The 23,233-nt window shown below is 71.3% G+C and carries 22 protein-coding genes; 17 read left to right on the forward strand and 5 right to left on the reverse strand.

What is annotated here, in order from left to right:
• Nucleotides 1-18: 18 nt before the first annotated feature.
• Entirely contained in the window at nucleotides 19-771 is a 753-nt protein-coding gene (locus FBY41_RS12450) for an SDR family oxidoreductase (protein WP_141844563.1), read from the reverse strand.
• Nucleotides 772-1,029: 258 nt separating this feature from the next.
• Between FBY41_RS12450 and serA the strand changes: the two genes are divergently transcribed.
• From serA to cimA, 14 genes are all read left to right on the forward strand, one after another.
• A complete protein-coding gene (serA, locus tag FBY41_RS12455; RefSeq protein WP_141844564.1) occupies nucleotides 1,030-2,613 on the forward strand; it encodes a phosphoglycerate dehydrogenase in 1,584 nt (527 codons plus the stop codon).
• Between the two features lie 189 nt (nucleotides 2,614-2,802).
• The gene (locus FBY41_RS12460; protein WP_141844565.1) at nucleotides 2,803-3,708 is read left to right on the forward strand and encodes an ABC transporter ATP-binding protein; all 906 of its coding nucleotides are present in this window, start codon (nucleotides 2,803-2,805) and stop codon (nucleotides 3,706-3,708) included.
• Entirely contained in the window at nucleotides 3,698-4,498 is an 801-nt protein-coding gene (locus FBY41_RS12465; protein ID WP_141844566.1) for an ABC transporter permease subunit, read from the forward strand. The genes FBY41_RS12460 and FBY41_RS12465 overlap by 11 nt, the downstream gene beginning before the upstream one ends.
• Nucleotides 4,499-4,780: 282 nt before the next feature.
• Nucleotides 4,781-4,867, forward strand: coding sequence for a 3-isopropylmalate dehydrogenase (locus FBY41_RS12470; protein ID WP_246069834.1), 87 nt, complete (start codon nucleotides 4,781-4,783; stop codon nucleotides 4,865-4,867).
• A 131-nt stretch (nucleotides 4,868-4,998) separates the two neighbouring features.
• On the forward strand, nucleotides 4,999-6,060 hold the full coding sequence (locus FBY41_RS12475; protein ID WP_141844567.1) for a 3-isopropylmalate dehydrogenase: 1,062 nt from the start codon (nucleotides 4,999-5,001) through the stop codon (nucleotides 6,058-6,060).
• Nucleotides 6,061-6,251: 191 nt separating this feature from the next.
• The gene (locus tag FBY41_RS12480) at nucleotides 6,252-7,370 is read left to right on the forward strand and encodes a branched-chain amino acid aminotransferase (protein ID WP_141844568.1); all 1,119 of its coding nucleotides are present in this window, start codon (nucleotides 6,252-6,254) and stop codon (nucleotides 7,368-7,370) included.
• 13 nt (nucleotides 7,371-7,383) lie between these two features.
• Nucleotides 7,384-8,223, forward strand: coding sequence for an HAD family hydrolase (locus FBY41_RS12485; RefSeq protein ID WP_141844569.1), 840 nt, complete (start codon nucleotides 7,384-7,386; stop codon nucleotides 8,221-8,223).
• A 100-nt stretch (nucleotides 8,224-8,323) separates the two neighbouring features.
• A complete protein-coding gene (locus FBY41_RS12490) occupies nucleotides 8,324-9,856 on the forward strand; it encodes an amino acid permease (RefSeq protein WP_141844570.1) in 1,533 nt (510 codons plus the stop codon).
• Nucleotide 9,857: 1 nt separating this feature from the next.
• Nucleotides 9,858-10,610 (forward strand): FadR/GntR family transcriptional regulator, encoded by a 753-nt coding sequence (locus FBY41_RS12495; protein ID WP_141844571.1) that lies wholly within the window; start codon nucleotides 9,858-9,860, stop codon nucleotides 10,608-10,610.
• Between the two features lie 9 nt (nucleotides 10,611-10,619).
• On the forward strand, nucleotides 10,620-11,987 hold the full coding sequence (locus FBY41_RS12500; RefSeq protein WP_141844572.1) for a glutamine synthetase family protein: 1,368 nt from the start codon (nucleotides 10,620-10,622) through the stop codon (nucleotides 11,985-11,987).
• Nucleotides 11,984-13,354: an aldehyde dehydrogenase family protein gene (locus FBY41_RS12505; RefSeq protein ID WP_141844573.1), complete on the forward strand. Its 1,371-nt coding sequence runs from the start codon at nucleotides 11,984-11,986 to the stop codon at nucleotides 13,352-13,354. Before FBY41_RS12500 ends, FBY41_RS12505 begins: the two co-directional genes overlap by 4 nt.
• 11 nt (nucleotides 13,355-13,365) lie before the next feature.
• On the forward strand, nucleotides 13,366-14,133 hold the full coding sequence (locus FBY41_RS12510) for a 3-oxoacyl-ACP reductase (protein WP_141844574.1): 768 nt from the start codon (nucleotides 13,366-13,368) through the stop codon (nucleotides 14,131-14,133).
• 32 nt (nucleotides 14,134-14,165) lie between these two features.
• Nucleotides 14,166-14,906, forward strand: a complete 741-nt coding sequence (locus tag FBY41_RS12515) for a gamma-glutamyl-gamma-aminobutyrate hydrolase family protein (protein WP_141844575.1) — start codon at nucleotides 14,166-14,168, stop codon at nucleotides 14,904-14,906.
• A gap of 415 nt (nucleotides 14,907-15,321) precedes the next feature.
• Nucleotides 15,322-16,902 carry a citramalate synthase gene (cimA, locus tag FBY41_RS12520; protein WP_141844576.1) on the forward strand — a complete coding sequence of 527 codons (1,581 nt, stop codon included), beginning with the start codon at nucleotides 15,322-15,324 and terminating at the stop codon, nucleotides 16,900-16,902.
• Here the strand turns inward: cimA and bioD are convergent.
• The 4 genes from bioD to bioB are packed head-to-tail and all read right to left on the reverse strand — an operon-like array spanning nucleotide 16,881 to nucleotide 21,160.
• Nucleotides 16,881-17,603, reverse strand: coding sequence for a dethiobiotin synthase (bioD, locus tag FBY41_RS12525; protein ID WP_260439729.1), 723 nt, complete (start codon nucleotides 17,601-17,603; stop codon nucleotides 16,881-16,883). The two genes, cimA and bioD, sit on opposite strands and share 22 nt — an antisense overlap.
• Nucleotides 17,600-18,763, reverse strand: a complete 1,164-nt coding sequence (locus FBY41_RS12530; RefSeq protein ID WP_141844577.1) for an 8-amino-7-oxononanoate synthase — start codon at nucleotides 18,761-18,763, stop codon at nucleotides 17,600-17,602. The genes bioD and FBY41_RS12530 overlap by 4 nt, the downstream gene beginning before the upstream one ends.
• On the reverse strand, nucleotides 18,760-20,100 hold the full coding sequence (bioA, locus tag FBY41_RS12535) for an adenosylmethionine--8-amino-7-oxononanoate transaminase (protein WP_141844578.1): 1,341 nt from the start codon (nucleotides 20,098-20,100) through the stop codon (nucleotides 18,760-18,762). The genes FBY41_RS12530 and bioA overlap by 4 nt, the downstream gene beginning before the upstream one ends.
• A complete protein-coding gene (gene bioB, locus FBY41_RS12540; protein WP_141844579.1) occupies nucleotides 20,093-21,160 on the reverse strand; it encodes a biotin synthase BioB in 1,068 nt (355 codons plus the stop codon). Before bioB ends, bioA begins: the two co-directional genes overlap by 8 nt.
• A gap of 122 nt (nucleotides 21,161-21,282) precedes the next feature.
• On the opposite strand from bioB, the gene FBY41_RS12545 reads away from it, so the two are divergent.
• The 3 genes from FBY41_RS12545 to FBY41_RS12560 all read left to right on the forward strand — a co-directional run bounded on the left by FBY41_RS12545 (nucleotide 21,283) and on the right by FBY41_RS12560 (nucleotide 23,201).
• The gene (locus FBY41_RS12545; protein ID WP_141844580.1) at nucleotides 21,283-21,840 is read left to right on the forward strand and encodes a TetR family transcriptional regulator; all 558 of its coding nucleotides are present in this window, start codon (nucleotides 21,283-21,285) and stop codon (nucleotides 21,838-21,840) included.
• A gap of 228 nt (nucleotides 21,841-22,068) precedes the next feature.
• Nucleotides 22,069-22,578 carry a VOC family protein gene (locus FBY41_RS12550; protein ID WP_185749031.1) on the forward strand — a complete coding sequence of 170 codons (510 nt, stop codon included), beginning with the start codon at nucleotides 22,069-22,071 and terminating at the stop codon, nucleotides 22,576-22,578.
• A gap of 8 nt (nucleotides 22,579-22,586) precedes the next feature.
• The gene (locus tag FBY41_RS12560) at nucleotides 22,587-23,201 is read left to right on the forward strand and encodes a TOPRIM nucleotidyl transferase/hydrolase domain-containing protein (protein WP_185749032.1); all 615 of its coding nucleotides are present in this window, start codon (nucleotides 22,587-22,589) and stop codon (nucleotides 23,199-23,201) included.
• Nucleotides 23,202-23,233 lie beyond the last annotated feature (32 nt).

Here is a 23,233-nt window from a genome sequence, read left to right on the forward strand (position 1 = left end):
CCGTCGTCGGTGCCCTGGTCAGTGCTCCGGGCGGGTGGCGAGCCACTCGGCGAACGTCCGGCCACCGGTCTGGGCCGTGCCGGGGGCGGGCACGTTGCGCTGCTCGGCGAAGGCGCGCATGGCGCGACCCAGGGCCGGTGCCCGCACGACCCGGGGAGCCGAGGCGCCGCGCTGCGCGCGGAGCAGGGTCGCGACCTGGGGGAGCGTCAGCACCTCGGGCCCGGCCACGTCGGTCGCCCGGGCGTATGCCGCCGGGCGCGGCCCCAGGGCGAGGTCCGCGAGCCGCTCGGCCACGAAGTCCGTGTCGACGGCCTGGAAGGCAAGGTCCCCGATGGTCACGGTGACCGGTCCGAAGGACAGGCGCTGCGCGAAAGACGCTGCGAGGGAGTGGAACTGCGTGGCGCGCAGGACCGATGCGGACCCACCCGCTGCGGCGATGCCCTGCTCGGCCCGCAGCTTGCGCCGGTAGTAGGCGAGGGGGTGGTCGTCGATGCCGACGATCGAGATGTGGACGAGGTGCACGCCGTGGGCGGCGGCCGCATCGGCGAGACGACGCGTGCCGTAGACGGTCACCCAGTCGCCGCGAGACGGGTCGTCGGCGCAGTGCACGACCGACTCCGCGCCGGCCAGCACCGCCTCGAGCCCGTCGCCGGAGACGAGGTCGACACCCGTCCGCCGGCTCGCCGGCACCGCCTCGTGCCCACGGCTCGTCAGCTCTCGGACCACTCGCGCACCCAGATCTCCGGCCGCACCCGTGACGACGACTCTCATGGCCTCACGGTAGTGCTGCGAGGGCTCGCAAGGAGCGGTATGGCGCCGCCGCGCGAGGCCCGGCGTTCCGGCATACGGGATGGCGGGTCCACGTGCTGATATCGCGACCGGGCGGCGTGGCGCTGTTCACATGGTGGTTACACGTCGTGATATCGCCGTCGGAAGCGCCTAGACTCGCCGGGGCACATCGCGGTGCCTCCGACGGCCCGCGCCCGGACCAGCGTGCGGGCCCCGCACCCGTCCGGAAGGGATCCCCCTGTGAGCAAGCCCGTTGTCCTCATCGCCGAAGAGCTGTCGCCCGCCACGATCGAGGCGCTCGGACCCGACTTCGAGGTCCGCTCGGCCGATGGAGCCAACCGCGAGGAGCTCCTCCCCGCGCTCGCCGACGTCGACGCGGTGCTCATCCGCTCGGCCACCAAGATGGACGCCGAGGCGATCGCCGCGGCCAAGAACCTCAAGGTCATCGCCCGCGCCGGGGTCGGTCTCGACAACGTCGACGTGCAGTCGGCCACGCAGGCCGGCGTCATGGTCGTCAACGCCCCGACCTCCAACATCACCTCCGCCGCCGAGCTCGCCGTGGGCCTGCTCCTCGCGACGGCCCGCAACATCGCCCCCGCCAACCAGGCCCTCAAGGGCGGCGCGTGGAAGCGGAGCAAGTACTCCGGCGTCGAGCTGCTCGACAAGACCGTCGGCGTCGTCGGCCTCGGCCGCATCGGCGCGCTCGTCGCGGAGCGACTCAAGGGCTTCGGCATGAAGATCGTCGCCTACGACCCCTACGCCTCGCCGGCCAAGGCCGGCCAGCTCGGCGCCCAGCTCGTCAGCCTCGACGACCTGCTCGTGCAGTCCGACTTCATCACGGTGCACCTGCCCAAGACGCCGGAGACCCTCGGCCTCATCGGCGAGGAGGCCCTCTCCAAGGTCAAGCCGTCGGTGCGCATCGTCAACGCCGCCCGCGGCGGCATCGTCGACGAGGCCGCGCTGGCCCGCGCCATCGCCGAGGGCCGGGTCGCCGGCGCCGGCATCGACGTCTTCGCGACCGAGCCGACCACCGAGTCTCCGCTCTTCGAGCACGAGTCGGTCGTCGTGACGCCGCACCTCGGGGCCTCGACGGACGAGGCCCAGGAGAAGGCCGGCATCGCCGTCGCCAAGTCGGTGCGCCTCGCCCTTGGCGGCGAGCTCGTGCCCGACGCCGTCAACGTCAGCAGCGGGTTCATCGCCGAGGAGGTGCGTCCCGGCATCGCCCTCGTGGAGAAGCTCGGCCGCATGTTCACGGCCATCGCCGGTGCCGTGCCCGCGCAGCTCGACGTCGACGTGCGCGGCGAGATCACCGCCCACGACGTCAGCGTGTGGAAGCTCGTCGCGCTCAAGGGCCTGTTCACCGATGTCGTCGAGGACTCCGTCACCTACGTCAACGCGCCGGTGCTCGCCGAGCAGCGCGGCGTCGTGGTGCGCCTCGTGACCGACCCCGACTCGGGCGACTTCCGCAACGTCACGACGCTGCGCGGCACGCTCGCCGACGGCACGGTCGTCTCGGTCTCCGGCACGCTCACCGGCCCGAAGATGGTCGAGAAGCTCGTCGGCATCAACGGCTACGACCTCGAGGTGCCGCTCTCGGACCACATGCTCGTCTTCGAGTACTCCGACCGCCCTGGCGTCATCGGCAACGTCGGGCGCATCCTCGGCGACGCCGGCATCAACATCGGCGGCATGCAGGTATCCCGCCAGGGCGACCACGCGATCGGCGTGCTCAACGTCGACAGCGCCGTGCCGCCGGCCCTCACCGCCTCGCTCAGTGAGGCCATCGCCGCGACCTCGTTCTCCGTCGTCGACCTCCGGGCCTGACCCCGACCGCCCGCCCCGAGGGAGTGACCTACCCCGAGCCGCGAGCTCCTCTGCCGTATGCCGCTGGGCCGGCACCCGACCACGGGTGCCGGCCCAGCGGCATACCGGGGCGGTGGCGAGCCGGGCGCCCGGCCGGGAGGGGGACGAACGGCCCTGTCACCGCGTGGTCGGCCGGTCGACGCTGAAGGCATGGGATCTGTCATCACAGCCGAGGGGCTGACCAAGGCGTTCGGTGCCACCGTCGCGCTTCGCGACCTCACCCTCGAGGTGCAGCCCGGTGAGGTGTTCGGCTACCTCGGGCCCAACGGCGCCGGCAAGACGACGACGCTGCGGCTCATCATGGGGCTCATCAGACCGACCACGGGCAGCGTCAGCGTGCTCGGCATGGATGCCTGGCGCGATGCGGTGCCGATCCACGCACGCGTGGGCTACGTGCCGGGTGAGCTCGTGCTCTACGACCGGCTCACGGGCTACGACCACGTCGACTACCTCGCGGCGCTGCGCGGGGGCACCCGGCCGGCTCGTGTCGACCAGCTCGCCGAGCAGCTCGACCTCGACCTGCGCCGGCCGGCGCGCGAGCTGTCGCGCGGCAACCGGCAGAAGGTCGCTCTCGTCCTCGCGCTCATGACCGAGCCCGAGCTGCTCGTGCTCGACGAGCCCACCGGTGGGCTCGACCCCATGGTCCAGCGAACCGTCCAGGGGCTCATCCTCGACCATGCGGCCGGGGGAGGGGCGGTCCTGCTGAGCTCACACGTGCTCGGCGAGGTGCAGCGCGTGGCCAGCCGCATCGGGGTGCTGAGGGCAGGGCGCCTCGTGGCCGTGGAGCGGCTGGACGACCTGCGGGCGAAGTCGCTCCACCACGTCGAGGTGCAGTTCGCCGAGGCGGTGCCCGCGGGCATCCTCGACCCGGTGCCTGACCTGCGCGACGTGACCGTCGACGGGTCCAGCCTGCGGTGCAGCGCGCCGCAGTCCTCGCTCGACGCCGTCCTCAAGGTGGTGAGCGCGCATCCCGTCGTCGACTTCGCCTGCGCCGAGGCCGAGCTCGAGGAGACCTTCCTCGCCTACTACGGAGCGGGTGAGACCGATGCTGCGTGACATCACGACGAAGACGCTGAGAGACCAGGGCAGGGCCTTCGCCGGGTGGGGCGTCGCGATCGTGCTGCTCGTCGCGATGTACGTCGCGATCTGGCCGAGCATGCGTGACCAGCCGGCGATGAGCGACTTCATCGACCAGATGCCGGAGGCGTTCCGCAACCTCTTCGCCACCTCAGGGGCCGACATGTCGACACCGGTCGGTTACCTCCAGATCGAGCTCCTCTCGTTCATGGCGCCGATCCTCGTCATCCTCTATGCCGTCACGGCGGGTTCCGCTGCGGTTGCCGGTGAGGAGAGCCGTCGCACCCTCGACCTGCTCGTCACCGCGCCGGTCAGCCGCCGGCGCCTCGTCCTCGAGAAGACACTGGCGATGGTCATCGGGACCGTGGGCCTCTCGGCGCTGCTGGGTCTCGCCCTCGTCGTCGAGGGCCGCTTCGCCGACATGTCGCTGCCGACCGCGGATGTCGCCGCCGCCATGCTCCACCTCGCCCTGCTCGGGCTCGTCTTCGGCGGGGTGGCACTCGCGATCGGGTGCGCCACGGGTTCGCCGGGGCTGAGCAAGGGCATCCCCGCAGTGCTCGCCGTCGTCACCTACATCGTCAACGGGCTCGGCGGGATGGTCTCGTGGCTCGAGCCGCTGCAGAAGTACTCGCCCTTCTACCAGTACGCCGCGCACGACCCCCTGCGTACCGGCGTGTCGTGGCCGGCGGTCGTCGTGGCGTTCGTCACGGTCGTCGTGCTCGTCGTCGTCGCCGTCCTGGGCTTCGAGCGACGTGATGTGCACAACTGAGCACGGGATCGGGGACGCCCTCCGCCGGCCCCTTCGGAATCCGTCGTCGAACCGGCTGGACACATGTCGGACACCGCGTCTCACGTGGTGGAAACCCCCTTTACCGGTAGTTACCGAGGCGTACCGTCGAAGACATGACGCGGCGGCTCGTACTCATTGCCAGCCGCGGCGAGTCCGGGTAGTCAGCCACCTCGCCGCGGAGATCCCGCGTTGCCCGGCTGACCGGTTCGCCCCGACAGGGGCTCGAGCCACCCGAGACCCAACCGACACCACGAAGGAGTGATGACCATGAGCGACGATGCCATGGCCGCCCGCCAGGCGCTGCAGGAGTCCATGGACCTGCGCGACCAGGGCCACACCGAGGACTGACCTCGCCGACGAGCCCCCGCCACCACGGCGGGGGCTCGTGCATTCCCCGGAGCGAGACCGCTCCACCGTGTCGCCGGCTCGGAAAATGAGACGGCGATCCCACATCACAAGACGGGATCTAGGCTGAAATCATGACGCAGACGCAGGTTCGGGACGCCTACTCCATCGCTGTCATCGGCGGAGACGGCATCGGTCCGGAGGTCGTGGCCGAGGGCCTCAAGGTGCTCGAGGCCGCCACCGCCGGCGGCCCGAAGTTCGCGACGACCGACTACGACCTCGGCGCCCGGCGCTGGCACGCGACGGGCGAGACCCTGCCCGAGTCGGTTCTCGACGAGCTCCGTGGCCACGACGCGATCCTGCTCGGCGCCATCGGCGACCCGAGCGTGCCGAGCGGCGTGCTCGAGCGGGGCGTCCTGCTCCCGCTGCGCTTCGCGCTCGACCACTTCGTCAACCTGCGTCCCGCGAAGCTCTACCCCGGGGTGAGCAGCCCACTCGACGTGGCCCGCGTCGCCCCCGACGGCATCGACTTCGTCGTCGTGCGCGAGGGCACCGAGGGCCCCTACACCGGCAACGGCGGCGCGCTGCGGGTCGGCACCCCCGCCGAGATCGCGACCGAGGTCAGCGTCAACACCCGCTTTGGCGTCGAGCGCGTCGTCCGCGACGCCTTCGCCCGGGCCCAGGCCCGTCCGCGCCGGCACCTCACGCTCGTGCACAAGCACAACGTGCTCACGTATGCCGGACACCTCTGGCGCCGCACGGTCGAGGAGGTCGGCGCCGAGTTCCCCGACGTCGAGACCGCCTACCAGCACGTCGACGCCGCAACGATCTTCATGGCGACCGACCCGGGCCGCTTCGACGTCATCGTCACCGACAACCTCTTCGGTGACATCCTCACCGACATCGCCGCGGCCATCGCCGGCGGCATCGGCCTCGCGGCCTCCGGCAACATCAACCCGGCCCGCACGACGCCGAGCATGTTCGAGCCGGTGCACGGCTCGGCGCCCGACATCGCCGGCCAGTCCAAGGCAGACCCGACCGCGGCCATCCTCTCGGTCGGCATGATGCTCGCCCACCTCGGCCTCGAGGCCGAGGCCGCCCGGGTCGAGGCCGCCGTCGAGGCCGACCTCGCCGAGCGGGGTGACGCCGTGCGCAGCACCGCTGCCGTCGGCGACGCCGTGGTCTCCCGACTCTGATCCCACCGACTCCGACCCGACCTGCCGGGCCCGCCGGACGGCACACCCCGTCGGGCGGCACCGCCCCCCCGGACGGCATAGCCCGCGCGGCGGCATACGCCCGGCTGTGGCGGGTGGGGTTACTTCTGCGTCTCACGATGTGGGCGATAGCCTGACGTCGAATCACCGCTGATCGCTCTGGAGGTAGTGCCATGTCCACCGATGCCGCGAAGGCTGAGGCCCTGACGTTCGAGGTCACGCGCCGAGAGGACGTCACGCCTTCCGAGCGGATCGCCGAGATCCTCGTCGACCCCGGCTTCGGCAAGACCTTCACCGACCACATGGTCGTCGCGACGTGGACGGCCGACGGTGGTTGGGGTGACGCGAAGGTCAAGCCCTACGGCCCGTTCCAGCTCGACCCCGCGGCCGCCGTCCTGCACTACGCGCAGGAGATCTTCGAGGGGATGAAGGCCTACCGTCACGCCGACGGCTCGATCTGGACCTTCCGTCCCGAGGCGAACGCCGCGCGCTTCGCCCGCTCCGCGCGACGTCTGGCGCTGCCGGTGCTGCCCGAGGCAGACTTCATCGAGTCGCTCCGCCAGCTCGTCACCGTCGACCAGGAGTGGGTGCCGGCGGGCGGCGCGGGGGAGAAGAGCCTCTACCTGCGGCCGTTCATGTTCGCCTCCGAGGCCTTCCTCGGGGTGCGTCCTGCCCAGCAGGTCACCTACTCCGTCATCGCGTCCCCGGCGGGCGCCTACTTCTCCGGCGGCCTCAAGCCGGTGACCCTCTGGATCTCCACCGACTACGCCCGCGCGGGCGAGGGCGGCACGGGCGCCGCGAAGTGCGGTGGCAACTACGCGAGCTCGCTCGCCGGCCAGCTCGAGGGCATCGAGCACGGGTGCGACCAGGCCGTCTTCCTCGACTCCTCGACGCACACCTACATCGAGGAGCTCGGCGGGATGAACCTCTTCCTCGTCACCAAGGACGGGCGCATCGTCACACCCGAGCTGACGGGGTCGATCCTCGAGGGCGTCACCCGCAACTCGATCCTCGAGATCGCCAAGGAAGAGGGCCTCGAGCCCGAGGAGCGTCGCATCCCGATCGAGGAGTGGAAGGAGGGCGCCGCGAGCGGCGAGATCGTCGAGGTCTTCGCGTGCGGCACCGCCGCCGTCGTCACTCCCGTCGGCGAGCTGCGCTGGAACGGCGGCTCGGTCGACCACCGCCGCGAGGGCCACGTCGACCGCTACGCCGAGGCGATCAGGGCCAAGCTGCTCGACATCCAGTACGGCCGCGTCGAGGACTCCCGCGGCTGGCTGACCCGCCTCGTCTGACGAGAGATCGCCGATGGGCCCGGTGCCCGGGGCGAGGCTCGGCGACCTCGACCGGCCCCGGCTCGTCGCGTCCGACCTCGACGGCACCCTCCTGCGCACGGACGGGTCGGTCTCGCCGCGGACGGCGGCCGCGTGGTCGGCCGCCGCCGACGCGGGCATCGAGACGGTCATCGTGACGGCCCGTCCGCCACGCTGGCTGCACGATCTCGAGCGAGTCGTCGGCCCTCGCGGCACCGCGATCTGCGGCAACGGCGCGTTCGTCTACGAGGTGGCCACGCGCCGGATCCTGGAGACGCACTGCTTCGAGCGCGGTGGGGTTGACGACATCGTCGCCGACCTGCGTCGAGCCGTCCCGTCGGTCACCTTCGCGGCCGAGTGGGCCAGCGGGCCCTTCGTGGCCGACGACTACCCCGACCCGCACCGCGACCGCGGCGCCGAGCGGGTCGTGCACGGGTCGTGGCGCGAGCTCGAGGCCGAGCCGGTCGGCAAGCTGCTCGCGCTCGCGCCGCACCTCCCGCTCGAGGAGTTCCTCGCCGCGGTCGAGCAGGTGGTCGGCGACCGCGGTCACCTCCACTTCTCCGGCGCCCACGGGCTCGCTGAGGTGAACGCCCCCGGCGTGACCAAGGCCGCCGGGCTCGAGCGATGGGCCTCCGGGCTGGGCATCGAGGCCCACCAGGTGTGGGCCTTCGGCGACATGCCCAACGACCTGCCGATGCTCGAGTGGGCGGGCATCGGCTGGGCCGTGGCCAACGGCCACGAGCTGGTGCGCCGCGCTGCCGACCGGGAGTGTCCGGCCAACGACGACGACGGCGTGGCGCGCGTCCTCGAAGTAGTCCTGGCTCAAAAGGTTTGATGCAGAACCATTGACGATGGTCGCCGTGCGGGTGAAGGATGCCTGACGTCATGGTGGAGCAATGGCAAAGGTCCATTGCACGATGTTTGTGAGGTAGTGCATGAGCGTTCCTCCGTCCCCCGATGTCACCACGAGCACCTCGTCCGCCGCCACCGACGAGGCGATGCTGGCCGAGCTCGGCTACAAGCAAGAGCTCCATCGCGGCATGAGTGGCTTCTCGAACTTCGCCGTCTCGTTCTCGATCATCTCGGTCCTCGCCGGGTGCATCACCAGCTACGCCATCGCCATGAACGCCGGCGGTCCGATCGCCATCTCGATCGGGTGGCCGCTCGTCGGCGCCTTCGTCCTGCTCGTGGCCCTCGCGATGGCCGAGATCTGCTCGGTCTACCCGACCGCCGGCGGGCTCTACTTCTGGGCAGGCCGGCTCGCGCGGCGCAACAAGCGCGTCTGGGCGTGGTACGTCGGGTGGTTCAACTTCCTCGGCGAGGTCGCGGTGACCGCGGCCATCGACTTCGGCGCCGCCGTCACGTGGATGGCGCTGCTGAGCCTCCTGACGGGCATCGAGGTCACCGCGGTGTCGACCTTCATCGCCTTCCTCATCATCATCGGCCTCCACGGCCTGCTCAACACCTTCGGTGTCAACCTCGTCAAGGTGCTCTCCAACGTCAGCGCGTGGTGGCACCTCGTCGGCGTGGCCATCATCGTCGCGGTGCTCGCCCTCGTGCCCGACCAGCACCAGAGCCTCTCGTGGACCTTCCTCCACTTCGAGAACCGGACCGGGTGGGACGCGCCGTTCTACGCCTTCCTCATCGGCCTGCTCATGGCGCAGTACACCTACACCGGCTTCGACGCCTCGGCGCACGTGGCCGAGGAGACGATCAACGCCACGACCGAGGCGCCGAAGGGCCTCGTGCGCAGCGTCTGGGTCTCGATCCTCGCCGGCTGGGTGCTCCTCGTCGCGGTGACCGCCTCGATCCAGGACTACGACGCGGCTCTCGCCACCGACATCGGCCTCCCCCCAGCGCAGATCTTCATCGACGCCGCCGGGCGCTCGCTCGGGATCTTCCTGCTCTTCATCGCGGCCGTCGCCCAGTTCTTCTGCGGCATGGCCTCGGTCACGGCCAACTCGCGCATGTCCTACGCCTTCTCGCGCGACAACGCACTGCCGGGGTCGCGGCTGTGGGCGCAGGTCAACCCGCGCACGGGCACACCGACGAACTCCATCTGGCTGTGTGTCGTCTGCTCGATCGTGCTGACGACCCCGGCGCTCTGGTCGACGACCGCCTACCTCGCGGTCACCTCCATCGCGGTCATCGGGCTCTACATCGCCTACGTCGTGCCCGTCTTCCTGCGCCGGACGAACCCGGACTTCCGCCCCGGCCGGTGGAACCTCGGCCGGTGGAGCGGGCCCATCGGGTGGGTTTCCGTCGTCTGGGTCGGCTTCATCGTCGTGCTCTTCATGCTCCCGCCGGCGAGCCCGATCACCGTCAACACGTTCAACTATGCGCCGCTCGCGGTGCTTGCCGTCCTCGTCTTCTCGACCGTGACGTGGTTCATCGGTGGCCGGGTGCACTTCATGCGTGACGTCCCCCAGGGCCACGACACGAAGCCGGCGTCGGAGATCTTCGGCTGACATGGAGATCGTCGGGGGAGAGCGTGACCTCGCGCTCACGGCTCTGCCGGACGCCGTGCTCCGGCCGGCGTCCGGCAACGCCTTCGAGAACACCGTCGAGCAGCTCGCCCGGGCGATCCGCCTCGGTGTGCTCGCCGACGGGGAGCAGCTGCCGCCGGAGCGCGACCTCGCGGAGCGGCTCGGCGTCAGCCGCAACACGCTGCGCGAGGCCATCGCTGCCCTGCGCGACTCGGGGCTCGTCACGACGAAGAGGGGGCGCGGAGGCGGCACGACGGTGACGTATGCCGCCGAGCTGCCGGCGTCGTCAGGCGGCGTCCCGGGGACGTTCGTCCGTAGCGGTGCGGCGATGCTCGACGCGCTCACCTTCCGACGGGTCGTCGAGCCGGGGGCGGCGTGGCTCGCGGCGACCCAGCCGCTGGCCGGCGACCAGCGGGCCTGGCTGACCGAGAGCCTGAGGGAGGTCGAGGAGGCCGCGGACGCAGCCGCCCACCGGGTCGCCGACTCGCGCCTCCACCTGGCGATCGCGACGCTCTCGGGGTCACCGATGCTCGTCGACGCCGTGACCCGCGCGCAGGCGGCGCTGCACGACATGCTGCTGGCGATCCCCGTGCTGCGGCGCAACATCGAGCACTCGGACATCCAGCACCACCAGGTCGTCGAGGCCATCCTCGGCGGCGACCCTGACCGGGCCCGGGAGGTGATGGAGGAGCACTGCGACGCGACCTCCGCCCTGCTCCGGGGCCTCATCGGATAGGAAGAGGACATGGCGAACCCACCGGCACTGACCGTCGACCAGCTCCGCGCCGAGATCGAGGCCGGCGACATCGACACCGTCGTCGTGGCCTTCACCGACATGCAGGGCCGCCTGCAGGGCAAGCGCCTGCACGGGCACTACTTCCTCGACCACGTGCTGGAGGACGGAACGGAGGGGTGCAACTACCTCCTCGCCGTGGACGTCGACATGAACACCGTCGACGGCTACGCGATCAGCTCATGGGAGCGCGGCTACGGTGACATGTTCTTCGAGCTCGACCTCTCGACGCTGCGGCGCACCCCCGGCGCCCGGCACTCGGCGACGGTCCAGTGCGACCTCACCTGGCTCGACGGCAGTGGGCTCGTCGCCCAGTCGCCGCGCTCGGTGCTGCGGGCCCAGGTCGACCGCGCGGCGGCGCTCGGCCTCACCGCGCAGTGCGGCACCGAGCTCGAGTTCATCGTCTTCGAGGACTCCTTCGACGCGGCCTGGGACCGCGGCTACGCCGGTCTCACGCCGGCCAACCGCTACAACGTCGACTACTCCATCCTCGGTGGTGACCGGGTCGAGCCGCTGCTGCGCGAGATCCGCAACGAGATGTATGCCGCGGGCGCCGTCGTCGAGAGCGCCAAGGGTGAGTGCAACCTGGGTCAGCACGAGATCGGCTTCCTTTTCGACGCGGCCCTGCGCACCTGCGACAACCACGTCGTCTACCGCAACGCCGCGAAGGAGATCGCCGCGAAGCACGGCAAGTCGTTGACCTTCATGGCGAAGTTCGACCAGCGCGAGGGCAGCTCCTGCCACATCCACCTCTCGCTGCGCGGTCGAGGCGGTGAGATCGTCTTCGCCGATGACGACCGCGAGAACGGACACAGCGAGATGTTCGACCACTTCCTCGCCGGCATCCTCGCCACGCAGCGGGAGCTCACCTACTTCTACGCGCCGAACATCAACTCCTACAAGCGATTTGCGGCTGCGAGCTTCGCGCCGACGGCGGTGGCATGGGGTCGCGACAACCGCACCTGCGCCCTGCGCGTCGTCGGTCACGGCGCCGGCCTGCGCGTCGAGAACCGCGTCGGTGGGGGAGACCTCAACCCCTACCTCGCCGTCGCAGCGATGCTCGCGGGCGGCCTGCACGGCATCGAGAACGAGCTGCCCCTCGAGCCACCCCTCGAGGGCAACGCCTACACCTCCGACAAGCCGCGGGTGCCCTCGACGTTGCAGGAGGCCCGCGACCTGCTCCACGGCTCGTCGGTGGCGCGAGCCGCGTTCGGCGACGAGGTCGTCGACCACTACGTCAACGCCGCCGACGTCGAGATCACGGCCTTCAACGCCGCCGTCACCGACTGGGAGCGCAAGAGAGGATTCGAGCGACTGTGACCACGCACGACGTCATCAACCCGGCGACCGAGGAGGTCGTGGCCACGGTGCCACTCGCCTCCGTGGAGGAGGCAGATGCTGCCATCGCGCGGGCCCGAGCCGCAGCGCCGGCCTGGGCCGAGGTGTCACCGGCCGACCGCGGCCTCCTCCTGCGCCGCTTCTCCGATCTCGTCGGGGAGCACCAGGAGGAGCTCGCCCAGCTCGAGGTGGCGAACTCCGGCCACACCATCGGCAACGCGCGCTGGGAGGCAGGCAACGTCCGTGACGTCCTCGCCTACTACGCGGCCGCGCCCGAGCGGAACTTCGGACGGCAGATCCCGGTCGCCGGCGGCATCGACATCACCTTCCGCGAGCCGATCGGTGTCGTCGGCATCATCGTGCCGTGGAACTTCCCGATGCCGATCGCCGGCTGGGGTTTCGCCCCCGCCCTGGCGGCCGGCAACACCGTCGTGCTCAAGCCCGCCGAGCTCACCCCGCTGACGGCGCTCCGGCTCGGACAGCTCGCCCTCGAGGCCGGGCTGCCCGAAGGGGTGTTCACTGTCGTGGCGGGCAAGGGCTCGGTCGTCGGCGAGCGCTTCGTCACCCACCCCGACGTCGGCAAGATCTGCTTCACCGGGTCGACGCCCGTGGGCCAGGGCATCATGCGAGGAGCTGCCGACCGGGTCAAGCGGGTCACCCTCGAGCTCGGCGGCAAGAGCGCCAACATCGTCTTCGCCGACTCGGATCTCGAGCTCGCGGCCGCCCGTGCGCCCTACGGCGTCTTCGACAACGCCGGTCAGGACTGCTGCGCCCGCAGCCGGATCCTCGTGGAGCGCAGCGCGTTCGACCGCTTCATGGAGCACTTCGAGACCGCGGTGCGTGGCGTCGTCGTCACCGACCCGCGTGATGAGTCCGCCGAGATGGGCCCCCTCATCAGCGCCGGTCAGCGGGAGCGGGTGCGGTCCTACGTCGAGGACTCGGGCGAGGACGTCGACGTCGCCTTCCGCGGCGAGGGCCCGACCGGCGCCGGCTACTGGTACCCACCGACCGTGGTGCTCCCCGCCGCGACCACCGACCGGGTGTGGCAGGAGGAGGTCTTCGGCCCCGTCGTGGCCGTCATGCCGTTCGACGACGAGGCCGACGCGATCGCCAAGGCCAACGACACGGCATACGGGCTCTCGGGATCGATCTGGACGCGCGACCTCGGGCGTGGACTGCGCGTCGCGCGGGGGGTCCAGGCGGGCAACCTGTCGGTCAACTCGCACAGCAGCGTGCGCTACTCGACGCCCTTTGGTGGCTTCAAGCAGAGCGGCATCGGCCGCGAGCTCGGGCCGGACGCGCTCGACGCGTTCACCGAGGTCAAGAACGTCTTCATCTCCACGGACTGAAGGGAACTCCCATGGCAGGCAGGCTGGACGGCAAGGTCGCGGTCATCACCGGCGGGTGCTCCGGCATCGGGCTGGCGACGGTGCGGCGGTTCGCCGAGGAGGGTGCCAAGGTCGTCATCGGCGACCTCGACGAGGCGACCGGCACCCGCATCGCCGACGAGGTGGGCGGCACCTTCGTGCGCGTCGACGTCGTGAGCAAGGACGATGTCGACGCCCTCTTCCGCACCGCCAAGGAGACCTACGGCTCGGTCGACATCGCCTTCAACAACGCGGGCATCAGCCCGCCCGAGGACGACTCGATCCTCGACACCGACCTCGACGCCTGGCGCAGGGTGCAGGAGGTCAACCTCACGTCGGTCTACCTGTGCTGCAAGGCCGCTCTGCCCTACATGCTCGAGCAGGGCAAGGGTTCCATCATCAACACCGCCTCGTTCGTCGCCGTCATGGGCGCGGCCACCTCGCAGATCTCCTACAGCGCGAGCAAGGGCGGCGTCCTGTCGATGTCCCGCGAGCTCGGCGTGCAGTTCGCCCGCCAGGGGGTCCGCGTCAACGCGCTCTGCCCGGGGCCGGTCAACACGCCGCTGCTGCAAGAGCTCTTCGCCAAGGACGAGGAGCGGGCCGCGCGCCGCCTCGTCCACGTGCCGATGGGCCGCTTCGGCGAGCCGGAGGAGATGGCGGACGCCGTGCTCTTCCTCGCCTCCGACGAGTCGAGCTTCATCACGGCGTCGACGTTCCTCGTCGACGGTGGCATCTCGGGCGCGTACGTCACACCGCTCTGAGGCCGGTGGCAGGCTGGGGGCAGGAGGTCGTCATGGGTCGTCCGGTCATCGGCATCACCGCCTACGTCGAGCGTGCCTCGTGGGGACGCTGGGTCGACGTGCCTGGCGCTCTCGTGCCGCATCGATATGTCCGCCAGGTGGAGGAGGCCGGTGCGATCGCGGTCGTCATCCCGCCACGTCTCGACGCCGACGACTCGACCGCGCGCGATCTGCTCGAGCGACTCGACGGCGTCGTGCTCGCCGGAGGGGTAGACGTGGCGCCGGAGCTCTACGCCGACGAGCGGCACCCGTCGGTGCAGGCGTCCCGGCCCGACCGTGACACGACGGAGATCGCGATCGCCCGCATGTCGGCGGAGCTCGACCTCCCCGTGCTCGGCATCTGCCGCGGCATGCAGGTCATGGCCGTCGAGGCGGGAGGCCTGCTCGAGCAGCACGTGCCCGATCGAGTCGGCCACGACGAGCACTCACCCGCTCCGACCGTCTACGGCAGCCATCCGGTGCACACCGTCGCCGGCACGAGGGTGGCCGAGATCCTCGGTGAGGAGGTCGACGTGCCGAGCTACCACCACCAGTCGGTGCTGACGCACCCCGGTTACGTCGCCTCGGCCTGGGCGCCCGACGGCACCCTCGAGGCGATGGAGGTGCCGGAGGCCCGCTTCCGCCTCGCGGTGCAGTGGCACCCGGAGGTCGGCAGCGACCCGCGCCTCTTCGAGGCCCTCATCGCCGCGGCGACGCCCACCCGTTCGAGGTGGTCGCGGCCCTCACGTGGGTGACCTGATCACCTTGCATCCGTATGCCGTGAGGCTGGGTGGAGCTGATCGCGACCCTCACGTGGGTGACGGGATCGCCTCGATCCCGTATGTGGCGTGGCGGAGTGGGACGGCGGTCCCACGATCCGGACGGGATGTTTCGCGCAGGTTTCGCGAGCCGTACCTTGAGCCTGTGATGACACGCCCCGTGCCGACCGGCACGCTCATTATCGAATAGCGCGACGAGCCACCCTCGTCGCGCAGACCTCCCAACCCTTGGGGGGTCTTTTTGTTTCCCGAGGCGACCCCGGAGGAGACGTCGCGAGGCCCACGAAGCCGGACGGCATACCGACAAGAGCAGGGCACTGGCACCACACGAGGGGTCGACCGCCGGCACGGCGGTCGACCGAGACCCCCGAGATCGAGGACACTGAAGGTCATGGAAGCGCTGCACGTCTACGACACCACTCTGCGCGATGGTGCCCAGCAGGAGGGACTCAACCTCTCGGTGTCGGACAAGCTGGCCATTGCCGGGCTCCTCGACGACCTCGGGGTCGACTTCATCGAGGGGGGGTGGCCGGGCGCCAACCCCAAGGACACCGAGTTCTTCGAGCGAGCCCAGACCGAGCTGCACCTGCAGCACGCGACGCTCGCCGCCTTCGGCGCCACGCGTCGGGCCGGCGGCTCCGCAGCGGCGGACCCCCAGGTCCAGGCCCTGCTCGACTCCAACGCCTCCGTCGTCTGCCTCGTCGCGAAGTCGCACACCGGGCACGTCGAGCGCGCCCTGCGCACGACGCTCGAGGAGAACCTCGCCATGGTGCGCGACACCGTGAGCCACCTCGTCGGACAGGGCCGCCGCGTCTTCCTCGACTGCGAGCACTTCTTCGACGGCTGGCACCTCGACCGTGACTACGCCCTCTCCGTCGTGCGCACCGCCCACGAGGCCGGGGCCGAGGTCGTCGTGCTCTGCGACACGAACGGCGGCATGCTGCCTCATCAGGTCGAGGAGGTCGTCGCCGATGTCATCGCCTCGACCGGTGCCCGCGTCGGAGCCCACTGTCACAACGACACGGGCTGCGCGGCCGCGAACTCCGTCGCCGCGGTGCGGGCCGGGGCGACCCACGTGCAGGGCACCGTCAACGGCTACGGCGAGCGCACCGGAAACGCCGACCTCGTGACGGTCGCGGCCAACCTGCAGTTCAAGCTCGACATGCACGTCATCGAGCCGGAGGCGTTCGCGCGGGCCATGCACATCGCCCACGCGATCAGCGAGGTCACCAACGTGCCCGCCTACAGCCGCCAGCCGTATGTCGGCGCGAGTGCCTTCGCCCACAAGGCCGGCCTGCACGCCAGCGCCCTCAAGGTCGACCCCGACCTCTACCAGCACATGGACCCGGCACTCGTCGGCAACGGGATGCGCACCCTGGTCAGCGACATGGCGGGCCGCGCGAGCATCGAGCTCAAGGCGCGTGAGGCGGGCCTCGACCTCACCGGACACCCTCAGGTCGTCGCCTCCGTGCTGGCCGAGGTCAAGGACCTCGAGCTGCGCGGCTGGACCTTCGACGCCGCCGACGCGACCGTCGAGCTCATGCTCCGCGAGGCGCTCGAGCCCGGGTGCACCGACTTCTTCGAGGTCGAGTCGTGGCGGGTCATCACCGACTCGTCCGGCGAGGGTGACGCCACCTCCGAGGCGACGGTCAAGCTGCGCGCCGGTGGGGCGCGACTCATCGCGACGGGTGAGGGCAACGGGCCGGTCAACGCGCTCGACCACGCGCTGCGCGACGCGCTGACCCGCGCCTACCCGGAGATCGAGAAGATCGAGCTCATCGACTTCCGCGTGCGCATCCTCGACGCGTCGCACGGCACCGACGCCGTCACGCGCGTGCTCATCGAGACCTCCGACGGCGAGACGTCGTGGGACACCATCGGCGTCGCGGGGTCGATCCTCGCCGCGTCGTGGCGCGCCCTCACCGACGGCATCGTCTACGGGCTGCTCCGTCAGGGCGTCTCGCGCCGCTGAGCTCCGGCTGACCGCCTCGCGAGACCGGGGAGCCACCCCGCCGCCGCTGCACGGAAGGCGGACGGGTCGAGCCGCGGCGCTCCCGTGGGGATCGCGCCGAGGAGTCCCTCCGGCAGCTCCGCGAGGTAGTCGCGGTTCGACGTCTCGATGACCGTCGGGTCGCTCGGCCACGAGCCGAGCACGACCCCCAGCTCGTGGATTCCTCGGCGCCACAGTGCTTCTCGGGTCAGCATCGTGTGGTTGAGCGTGCCGAGCGCACTCCGCGCCACGACGAGCACGCCGCAGTCGCGGGCGCGCCCGGAGAGGTCGGCGAGCGTGGCGCGTGCCTCGGTCAGCTCGACGAGAAGCCCGCCGGCTCCCTCGACGACGACCTGGTCGTGGTCGCTCGAGAGGGCCTCGATCGTCGTGAGGTGGTCTTCCAGCGTGGGCAGCGTGGCCCCCTCGAGGGCCGCGGCCGGGCGGGGTGCCATGGGTGCGAGCAGGCGCACGCCCTCGTGAGTGGGCACGCCGGTCAGTCGCGACACCTCGGCCATGTCCCCGGTGTCGAGCGGGCCCACGCCCGTCTGGGTGGGTTTGTATGCCGTCACGCGCAGGCCCGCTGCCCGCAGCGTCGCGCACACGGCCGCCGTCACGACGGTCTTGCCGACGTCGGTGTCGGTGCCCGTGACGACGATGACCCGGGGCAGACCTCCGGCCGTCAAGCTGCGGCTCCGCAGTGGGCTGCGGCGACCTCGGCGATGAGTCGTGCAGCGGTGGCGACGTCGTCGGGGGAAAGGTCGGCGCGCGCGGTCACCCGGAGGCGCGAGACGCCGTCGGGCACGCTCGGCGGCCGGAAGCAGCCGACGAGCACGCCCCGCTCTCGCAGGGCCAGGCAGGCTGCGACCGCGGCATCCGGAGACGGCATCGGCAGCGACTGCACGGCTCCGGCCGCAGGCTCGATGGCCAGAGCCGCGGCGATCGTCTCGGCGTGCGATCTGACCCTGCCGGCCAGGGCCGGATCGGACGTCACGATGTCGGCCGCTGCCCGAGCCGCGGCTGCCGCGGCGGGTGCGAGGCCGGTGTCGAAGATGAAGCTCCGGGCCGTGTTGACGAGGTGGTCGCGCACGGCGAGCGGCGCGAGGACGGCGCCGCCCTGCGACCCGAGTGCCTTGCTCAGCGTCATGGTGACCACGAGGTTGGCCGTGCCGGTGAGCCCGAGCGCTGCGACGAGGCCGCGCCCCCGGCCCGCGACGCCGATGCCGTGGGCCTCATCGACGACGAGGAGCGCGCCGTGGCGGTCGCACACCGCGAGCAGCTCCGGCAACGGCGCGGCGTCTCCGAGCACCGAGTAGATCGACTCGACCGCGACGAGGACCCGCGAGCCGGCACGCAGCGCCAGCTCCCGGTCGAGGTCGACGGGGTCGGAGTGCGCGAAGGTCGCGTGCGGCACCCGGGACATGCGGGCCGCGTCGTGCAGCGAGGCGTGGGCGTGCGCGTCGAGCAGGATCTCGGCGCCTCGGCCGCTGAGCGCGGTGAGGGCACCGAGGTTGGCGGCATACCCCGTCGAGAAGGCGAGGGCGGTGGGCTGGCCGGTGAGCCGGCAGAGCGCGGCCTCGAGGTCGCGGTGCACGGGAAGGGTGCCGGTCACGAGGCGGCTCGCCGTGGCGGAGGCGCCGTAGCGGTCGAGGGCGGCATGGGCGGCGGCGAGCACCCGCGGGTCCTGCGAGAGGCCGAGGTAGTCGTTGGAGGCCAGGTCGAGGACGGTGTCGTCGCTGCCCTCGACGCGGCCTTCGCGCAGGACCGGGTCGGAGCGCACGGTCCCCCGGGCGCGGCGCAGGTCGGCGCGCTCGGCGAGCCAGGCATCCCAGGCGCCGACGGTCACCCGTGCACCTCCTCGACGGCGCCCACGATGCCCGCGGCGATGCTGCGCACGTCGTCGTCGGTGCAGACGTAGGGCGGCATCGTGTAGACGAGGTCGCGGAACGGACGCACCCAGACGCCCCGGCGCAGGGCCGCTCGGGTCACCCGTGCAACGTCGACGGGGGTGTCCAGCTGGATGACGCCGACCGCCCCCAGGGTGCGTACGTCACGCACGCGTGAGAGCTCACGCGCGGGGGACAGGTGCTCGTCGAGCAGCCGCGAGATCCGCGGCACCTCGTCCTTCCAGCCTGCCTCCACGAGCTCGAGCGAGGCGTTGGCGACAGCGCAGGCCAGCGGGTTGGCCATGAAGGTGGGTCCGTGCAGCAGCGCTCGGTAGGAGGATGACGTGATGGCCTCGCCCACCCTCGCGGTCGCGAGCACGGCTGCGAGAGTGAGGTATCCGCTGGTGAGCGCCTTTCCGACGCACATGATGTCGGGGGCGGTGTCAGCCCATTCGGAGGCGAAGAGCCTTCCGGTGCGGCCGAAGCCGGTCGCGATCTCGTCGACGACCAGCAGGAGGCCGTACGCGTCGGCGACCTCGCGAAGCACGCGCAGGCAGGCCGGGTCGTAGACGTGCATGCCGCCGGCGCCCTGCAGGACCGGCTCGACGACGACGGCGGCCAGCTCGCCCTGATGACGGTCAGCCAGGGCCTCGAGCTCTGCTGTCCAGGCCGAGAGGGCGAGCTCGTCTGTCTCCCAGTGCTCCTCACCGGACTCTGTCATGACGAGACGGGCGGCCGGTGGCCGCGGGGCGAAGACGTGTCGCGCCAGCACGCCGGGGAAGGCGGAGTGCATGCCGTCGACCGGGTCGCACACGCTCATCGCGGCGAACGTGTCGCCGTGGTAGCCGCCCCGGACGGTGAGGAAGCGCTGCCGCTCCGGGCGCCCGACAGCGGCCTGGAACTGCAGTGCCAGCTTGAGCGCGACCTCGACCGACACGGATCCGGAGTCGGCGAAGAAGACGTGGGCCATCGGCCCCGGGGCGATGGCCGTGAGCCGCTCGGCGAGCGCGACGGCGGGTTCGTGGGTCAGGCCCCCGAACATGACGTGGCTGAAGCGGTCGATCTGGGCGTGGGCAGCGGCGTCGAGGTCGGGGTGCCGGTAGCCGTGGATCGCGCACCACCACGAGGCCATCGCGTCGGTGGCCGTGAACCGCTCACCGTCCGAGGCGCTCAGCTCGAGCGTGACCCCGGAGGCCGAGTGGACGGCATACGGGTCGGGTCCGTCGAGCGGTGCGTAGGGGTGCCACACGAGCCCGCGGTCGCGGGTCGACAGCGTGGAGAGCGTGCCGTCACGCATTGGCCGGCAGGTCGGTGCCCGCGCCGCGCCGGCGCTTGGAGGGGTCGTGCGAGTCGGCGCCCTCGACACTCGCGGCCACGGACTCCGCCCCGAGGACGACGAAGCCGTTGTCGCGGATCAGCTCGAGGTCGGCTTCGGCAGCCTGGCCCTCGGAGGTGAGGTAGTCGCCGAGGAAGATCGAGTTCGCGACGTGGAGGGCAAGACCCTGCAGGGACCGCAGGTGCATCTCGCGACCGCCCGCGATGCGAATCTCCTTGTCAGGACAGACGAAACGCGCCGCGGCGAGAATGCGCAGGCACCGCCCCGGAGTGAGCTCCCAGGTGCCCTCGAGAGGCGTGCCGTCGAAGGGCATGAGGAAGTTGACGGGGATCGAGTCGGAGCCGAGGTCGCGCAGGGCGACGAGTGCTTCGACAAGCTGCTCGTCACTCTCGCCGAGACCGGCGATGAGTCCCGAGCAGGGCGAGAGGCCTGCCTCCTTGGCGCGGTTGACGGTGTCGACACGGTCGGCGTAGGTGTGGCTCGAGACGATGTCGTCGTGGTGGGACTCGGCCGTGTTGATGTTGTGGTTGTAGGCGTCGACACCGGCGGCGCGCAGGCGCTCGGCCTGCCCGTCCTTGAGCAGCCCGAGGCACGCGCACACCTCGACGTCGGGGTGCTCCGCCTTGAGCGCGCCGACCATCCCGGCCACCCGCTCGACGTCGCGGTCGGTGGGCCCGCGGCCGCTGGACACCATGCAGATGCGGCTCGCCCCGCCGCGCAGGCCGGCCGTCGCCTGCTCGACCGCCTCGTCCGCCTTCAGCCACGTGTACTTGAGGATGTCGGCCTGCGAGCCGAGGCGCTGCGAGCAGTAGTGGCAGTCCTCGGGGCACAGGCCCGACTTGAGGTTGACGAGGTAGTTGACCTTGACCGTGTTGCCGAAGTGCTTGCGGCGCAGGCGCGCTGCCGCGGCCACGAGTGGCAGCAGCTCGTCGTCGGTGGCGCGAAGGACGTCGAGGGCATCGTCGGCGCCGGCCACCCGTCCGGCGAGGACGGCGTCGGCGAGATCGTCGAAGCGGGTCATGCGGGCTCCTTGCGCACGTCATTGAACGGTGTTCAACTTGAACGGTGTTCAGTATGCCGACTCGCTAGGGTCGGCTGTCAACGCGGGTCCGCCTGGAGTCGCTCGGTGAGGGAGGCGGTGGCGTGGCGCTCAGCAGGGAGCAGGTCATCGGCACGGCGGTCGATCTGTTGCGCAGATACGGTCTCGGCGACCTCTCGATGCGGCGCCTCGCCCGCGAGCTCGGGGTGGCTCCCGGCGCGCTCTACTGGCACGTCGCCAACAAGCAGGAGCTGCTCGTCGAGGTCGCCGACGCCCTGCTCTCGGAGGTGCCCGAGGTGTCGGCCGACCGGCCGCCGGCGGAGGCGCTCGCCGCGCTGGCCCTCGCGATCCGTGAGGCCGTCGCTCCCGTGCCGGACGGCGCCGACGTCGTCGCCCTCGCGTATGCCGTCGAGCCGGGCGCCGCGCGCCCGCTGCGTGAGGTGACCCGGCTGCTCGCTGCAGCGGGTGTGCCGATGGGCGAGCGTGACCACGTCGCGGCTCTCGTCGTGCACCACATCCTCGGATCCGTTGCGGCACAACAGGATCGCGCACTTGCTGCGGCGGTCGACCCGGAGCTTCCCGCGCCGGACGCGGTGGGGGAGACCAAGGCCTTCGAGATCGGGATGGGCGTCATCGTGAGGGGGCTCGCGGCATACCGCTGAGTGGTTGCTGCCCTGCGGGCGCTTGCTCTCGGGGCGTGCCCGGACATGCGAAGTGCTGGGCGGCTCAGGCCCCGCCCAGCACCACCCCCCTGCAGGGTGTGGAGTGTCGACGCGCGTGCCTGAACCTTCGCCGACACCGGTCAGAGGGGCGGGGGGCGTCGCTGATACGTCACTCGAGAGACGTTCTCGCGGCACGCGCTGGCGGCACTTCGGTGGCACAGTGGAGCGATGCCGCTGCGAACGACCAAGCACTGGTTCGGCGTCGTGCTCGACTGCCCCGACGCCTCCGAGCTCGCCCGCTTCTACGCGCGTCTCCTCGGCTGGACGCTCTACAAGGACACCCCGGCCTGGGCCACTCTCGCGCCGTCGGCGGACGCCGGCTACAACCTCGCCTTCCAGCAGGAGCCCCACTACGTGGAGCCGGTGTGGCCGAGCCGTCCGGGGGAGCCGCTCATGATGTCGCACCTCGACCTCAAGGTCGACGATCTCGACGAGGCGACGGCGTATGCCGTGGAGGTCGGAGCGCGGCTCGCCTCCTTCCAGCCCCAGGAGGACGTTCGTGTCCTGCTCGACCTCGCGGGGCACCCCTTCTGCCTCTATGTCGACGCCGAGGGCTCCGAGGGCTCAGAGGGCTCAGAGGGCTCAGAGGGCTCAGAGGGCTCAGAGGGCTCAGAGGGCTCAGAGGGCTCAGAGGGCTCAGAGGGCTCAGAGGGCTCAGAGGGCTCAGAGGCGAGATGACGACCGGGATGCCTGCCGGGCCCGCGACGTGGGTGCTGCTCGAGGGCGCCAGCGATGTGGCCGCCGTGCGTGCCCTGGCGGAGCGCGCGGGGCTGGGGCTCGACGGCTCGGGCGTGCGACTCGTCGACATGGGCGGGGCGACCAACGTCCGTCGGCACCTCCTCGACGCGGCGCGGGCACCGGCGAGTCCTCGCGTGCTCGGCATGTGCGACATCAAGGAGGCCACGTTCTTCGTCCGGGCCCTGCGGGACCTCGGCTGCGCCGTCAGCTGTGCCCAGGCCCTGCCCGGCTGGGGGTTCCAGCTCTGCGACCGCGACCTCGAGGACGAGCTGATGCGCGCGCTCGGGCCCGGTCGGGTGCGTGCCGTCCTCGAGGACCTCGGGTTGACCGATCGCTTCGCCACCTTCACGCAGCAGCCGGCGTGGGCGGCGCGGGACTTCCATGAGCAGGCGCGCCGCTTCGCGGGGGTGGCGTCCGGACGCAAGGAGCTCATGGCGCAGGCCCTGGCCCTCGCCCTTCACCCGCGGTCGTTGCCTGCCCCGCTGCGCGGACTGCTCGACGACCTCTCGGGCGACGGCCCCACCTTCTCCTCCCTCGGGGCGACGGAGCGCACCGGCTCGTGACGCGAGGGCGTGCGCCCGCGGTGTGAGGTACG

The sequence above is a fragment of the Humibacillus xanthopallidus genome, from assembly GCF_006716675.1.
Classification (GTDB): domain Bacteria; phylum Actinomycetota; class Actinomycetes; order Actinomycetales; family Dermatophilaceae; genus Humibacillus; species Humibacillus xanthopallidus_B.

Coding starts and splice junctions, on each gene's coding strand:
- FBY41_RS12450 (WP_141844563.1), bottom strand. CDS start 771: ATGAGAGTCGTCGTCACGGGTGCGGCCGGAGATCTGGGTGCGCGAGTG.
- FBY41_RS12460 (WP_141844565.1), top strand. CDS start 2,803: ATGGGATCTGTCATCACAGCCGAGGGGCTGACCAAGGCGTTCGGTGCC.
- FBY41_RS12465 (WP_141844566.1), top strand. CDS start 3,698: ATGCTGCGTGACATCACGACGAAGACGCTGAGAGACCAGGGCAGGGCC.
- FBY41_RS12470 (WP_246069834.1), top strand. CDS start 4,781: ATGACCATGAGCGACGATGCCATGGCCGCCCGCCAGGCGCTGCAGGAG.
- FBY41_RS12475 (WP_141844567.1), top strand. CDS start 4,999: ATGACGCAGACGCAGGTTCGGGACGCCTACTCCATCGCTGTCATCGGC.
- FBY41_RS12480 (WP_141844568.1), top strand. CDS start 6,252: ATGTCCACCGATGCCGCGAAGGCTGAGGCCCTGACGTTCGAGGTCACG.
- FBY41_RS12485 (WP_141844569.1), top strand. CDS start 7,384: ATGGGCCCGGTGCCCGGGGCGAGGCTCGGCGACCTCGACCGGCCCCGG.
- FBY41_RS12490 (WP_141844570.1), top strand. CDS start 8,324: ATGAGCGTTCCTCCGTCCCCCGATGTCACCACGAGCACCTCGTCCGCC.
- FBY41_RS12495 (WP_141844571.1), top strand. CDS start 9,858: ATGGAGATCGTCGGGGGAGAGCGTGACCTCGCGCTCACGGCTCTGCCG.
- FBY41_RS12500 (WP_141844572.1), top strand. CDS start 10,620: ATGGCGAACCCACCGGCACTGACCGTCGACCAGCTCCGCGCCGAGATC.
- FBY41_RS12510 (WP_141844574.1), top strand. CDS start 13,366: ATGGCAGGCAGGCTGGACGGCAAGGTCGCGGTCATCACCGGCGGGTGC.
- FBY41_RS12515 (WP_141844575.1), top strand. CDS start 14,166: ATGGGTCGTCCGGTCATCGGCATCACCGCCTACGTCGAGCGTGCCTCG.
- cimA (WP_141844576.1), top strand. CDS start 15,322: ATGGAAGCGCTGCACGTCTACGACACCACTCTGCGCGATGGTGCCCAG.
- bioA (WP_141844578.1), bottom strand. CDS start 20,100: ATGCGTGACGGCACGCTCTCCACGCTGTCGACCCGCGACCGCGGGCTC.
- bioB (WP_141844579.1), bottom strand. CDS start 21,160: ATGACCCGCTTCGACGATCTCGCCGACGCCGTCCTCGCCGGACGGGTG.
- FBY41_RS12550 (WP_185749031.1), top strand. CDS start 22,069: ATGCCGCTGCGAACGACCAAGCACTGGTTCGGCGTCGTGCTCGACTGC.
- FBY41_RS12560 (WP_185749032.1), top strand. CDS start 22,587: ATGCCTGCCGGGCCCGCGACGTGGGTGCTGCTCGAGGGCGCCAGCGAT.